General features: G+C 35.8%; 4 protein-coding genes. All 4 read right to left on the reverse strand.

Translation table 11 applies throughout. The features are described from left to right. Positions 1-83 precede the first annotated feature (83 nt). The gene (gene guaB / locus AC4AGG_RS15480) at positions 84-1,544 is read right to left on the reverse strand and encodes an IMP dehydrogenase (protein ID WP_489772920.1); all 1,461 of its coding nucleotides are present in this window, start codon (positions 1,542-1,544) and stop codon (positions 84-86) included. Positions 1,545-1,660: 116 nt separating this feature from the next. Further along, positions 1,661-2,926, reverse strand: a complete 1,266-nt coding sequence (locus AC4AGG_RS15485; RefSeq protein WP_489772921.1) for a DUF4252 domain-containing protein — start codon at positions 2,924-2,926, stop codon at positions 1,661-1,663. Between the two features lie 16 nt (positions 2,927-2,942). Next, entirely contained in the window at positions 2,943-3,593 is a 651-nt protein-coding gene (locus AC4AGG_RS15490) for a hypothetical protein (protein ID WP_489772922.1), read from the reverse strand. Then, a partial coding sequence (locus AC4AGG_RS15495; protein ID WP_489772923.1) for an RNA polymerase sigma factor occupies positions 3,568-4,148 on the reverse strand: 581 nt, incomplete at its 5' end. The genes AC4AGG_RS15490 and AC4AGG_RS15495, both read right to left, overlap by 26 nt.

Genomic DNA, 4,148 nt, shown 5'->3' on the forward strand with positions numbered 1-4,148 from the left:
AAAAATTTAATTAAATTTTGTCAACCAAAAAAAACGATGCTGTGATTAATCACAGCATCGTTTTGATTTTATATTAAAATATTTTAAAGCGAATAATTAGGCGCTTCTTGTGTAATAATCACATCGTGAGGGTGAGATTCTTTGAGCCCACTTCCTGTAATTTTTACCATTTTGCCATCACGTTGAAGAGTATCAATATCAGCGGTTCCACAATATCCCATTCCTGCTCTGATTCCACCTGTTAACTGAAATACTACATCTTCTAATTTCCCTTTGTAAGGAACTCGACCTTCAATTCCTTCTGGAACAAATTTCTTAGCCTCACTTTGGAAATATCTTTCTTTTCCTCCTCTCTTCATTGCAGCAAGACTTCCCATTCCTTGATAGGCTTTGAATTTTCTTCCTTGGAAAATAATCTCCTCTCCTGGAGCTTCTTCCGTCCCAGCGAAAAGAGAACCTAACATTACTGCATTAGCTCCACTGGCCAAAGCTTTCACGATATCCCCAGAAAGTTTAACCCCACCATCTCCGATAACAGAAACATTCTTAGTTTTTGCGTATTCGTACACGTTATAAATTGCGGAAAGCTGAGGAACACCAACTCCTGCAACAACACGAGTTGTACAGATAGAACCTGGGCCTACTCCGACTTTCAACACATTAGCTCCTGCTTCAATTAAATCTTTTGCTGCATCTGCCGTCACAATATTACCTCCAACAATATCCAACTCAGGGAAGGTTGTTCTGATTTCAGAAATCTTGTCCATTACCCCTTTCGAATGTCCGTGCGCCGAATCAATTGCAACAATATCAACACCTGCATTAACCAAAGCTCTTACTCTATCCATTGTATCTGCGCCAACCCCAACTCCTGCACCGACAATTAATCTTCCGTTACGATCTTTATTAGCGTTAGGATATTCTAATTGATTATCAATATCCTTGATGGTGATAAGCCCTACTAATTTGAAGTTTTCATCAACTATAGGAAGCTTTTCAATTCGACTTTCAAGAAGAATTTTTTTTGCCGTCTCGAGTGTGGTGTGTTTATCAGATGTTACCAAATTATCCTTCGTCATCAAGTCCTCTACCTTCATATCTAGATTCTCTTGATACTTAACATCACGGTTGGTAATGATACCAATTAACTTGTTATCTGGATCAACAACCGGAAGTCCCGAAATTTTGTATCGCTGCATCAATTCTTTGGCTTCTCTCAAAGTATAATCTTTGGAAAGCGTCACTGGATCAGCAATCATCCCGTTTTCTGAACGTTTAACTTTATTAACTTGAGCTGCTTGCTCTTCAATAGTCATGTTTTTGTGGATAAATCCCAAACCACCAACTCTTGCCAAAGCAATCGCTAAATCTGCTTCCGTTACTGTATCCATCGCTGCGGACACAATAGGAACATTAAGTGTAATCTTGTCGGTTAATCTTGATTTGAGTGAAACTTGATTCGGTAAAACTTCTGAATAAGAAGGAATCAAAAGGACGTCATCGAAAGTGATGGCTTCTTCTACAATTTTGTTATGTATAGACATCTTTACTTTCTTTGCAAAATTAAGGTTTTTATTTTGAAAATGAAAAAATAATGACCTTGTTAACATAATTTAATAAAAAACTCGAACATTTCTGCCCGAGCTTCAATTATAAAAATTTAGTCTAATTCTTTCAGTTTTCCTCCTGAAACTTTATCGATGTCCGAAACAACTTTTTGTGGCTTACCCTTATATTTAATCGTCGCTACAGAACTCACTTTTGCATTAAGGTCTTTGCTTACGTTGATCGTTGCACTTGAAGCAGAAGAAGCATCAATTACTGCCGTTTTTGTTTCAAATTTTTCTGCATTACAACTTCCTGCACTACTCATTTTAAATAAAGCTGAATCTGCCTTTCCTTCCAAATTAGCACTTGCGCCACTATTGACTTTGACATCAACTTTCTCAGAATCTATGTTCAAATTAGCTGAAGAACCCGAACTACAATCGATGTTGACCAGATCCGCCTTGATATTTGCATCAACAGAACCACCTGAATTGGTATCCACCGTAAACTTTTTAGATGAAATTCCGTTTTTGGAATAAAATTTAGAGCCAGAAGCGACTTTCACGCTGTTTAGTTCAGGAGCAGTCACATTGACCACAAGGTTTTTAAAATTAAGGTTGGTTTTTCCCTTGTTATCAATGGTGATTTTAAGAATTCCGTTGTTAACTTCCGTGATGATATTTTCTAATTTGTCCGCATCTGCTTCAACTTTTACTGATTGTGGACTTCCTTGCGTATAATACACTTTGATACCAACCGCAGAAGAAATCCCCGAAAAATTTCCAACATTTCTGTATTCTTCACCCGCCTTGCTTGAGTAAGTGTTATTTTTAGAATTTTGAATATTAGATACCTGAGACCTCTCAATCAAACTATTAACATCATCCATTTTCATTTGCCCATTGAGAACGAAAAGAATATTGTCTTCCTTAGAATCTACATTAATGATAAGATCTTCCAGCGTTTCATCCTTCAATCCTCCACCAACAAATTGGATTTCGTTATCCTGCTGTTTAACCGTCATTAACTCTTTAAAATCGAGATCAGATATCGAATTTTTAATCCATTGAGACTGCGTTTTATTCCTTTTAATATTTTCCTCATTTTCAGAGATTAAGCTGTCTGGAAATGTCGCTTTGGAAAAGACAAACACCCTCAAATTATCGACATCATTAAGCAAAGGCTTGATGGCAGCAATATATTGATTGTCAATATCCAACTTGTTAAGCATTCCAAACATGGGTTTGGTAATTTTGATAGCGGTTACATTACCCTTTTTTTCAAAATTGTGATACATATCTTCTAATGTCTGAGATTGCATCAAGAAGGATGACAAACTGAACATTAAATTAATAGTGAGGCTAAATATTGTTTTCATTGTATGAAATTATAGGTTATTCTTCTATTGCAGCTGGTTGCTTAGAAACTGCAAGTGCTTTGTTACATTTTTCTTGAAGCATCATAAAAGAATACTCAGCAACATCGAGTGCTTCTTTTTCGCTTTGTATTTTTTGTCCATTGATAACCACATAGCTTGGACGATAGAAATCTTTTCCCGTTGAATCTGCCATTCTCTCATCATTTCCTGTATTAACGTAATAGGTTTTGGAAACTTTTTTGAGTCGCTGTTTTTTGGGAAGAATTTGATTCATAATTTTTTCATCATCTTGTAAACCAATCGAAAGGCTTTCTCCTCCATGTTTTGTCGCAGAATCAAGAATCGCCATCGTTTTTTTGTTGATTTCTAAAGTATCCCGGATTTCTCCATTCTGCTTTTGTTTGAGGATATTATTTTTGACCAAATTATCACTGTCCTTCACCGTATCATGAAACATAAAATTAACCAAACGCAAAGTTCCCACAATCAATAGAACGCTTGCAGCCATCCCTAAAATTGGTAAAAAATAAGTCTTTTGTTTTCTACTTTTTGAACGAGAACCTTTTTCAGTTTCCTTCAAAAAAGCATCAAATTCCCAGTCCATTTTTTCGTTCTTCAAGTCTTGAAGAATTTCGGAATATTTATCTTGAGAGGTCTCTTTTTTCATAATTCAAAAGTTGGGTAATTTGTTCCTTTATTTTTTGTCTTGCACGCATCAGATTAACTCTTACTGCGTTTTCTTGCATCTCCAAAATCTCAGAAATTTCTTCGATATTATATTCTTCCACATCTTTGAGATGTATCACCCTTTTTTGCTTTTCAGGCAACTGTTGTATTAGCTTGATGATTTCATCCTTCAAATTGTTATTTTCGGGAGCGTGATGCTGATTGTTGGATTGTTGTAATTGTGCAAAAGTTAACTTCACCTCATGATGCTTCAACCGATTAAGGCACTCATTTCGCACCGCTTTCATCGCGTAAGACTTCACATTAATGTAAATAAGTTCGTCTTTTTTTTGCCAAAACTTCATCATTAAATCCTGTACTACATCCTCCGCTTCCTCAGAGCTTATCAAGAATCTTTTCGCAAAACGGTACATCTCATCCTTGAGACAAAAGACCGTGTTTTTGAATGTTTCCTGATTCATGTTTTTATTTGTAGTTAAGACAATCGTTGGTAAAGTTATATTACATCTCGCAAAGAAAAAATTGTAATAAAATA

This window comes from Chryseobacterium sp. CG10_8, assembly GCF_058117085.1.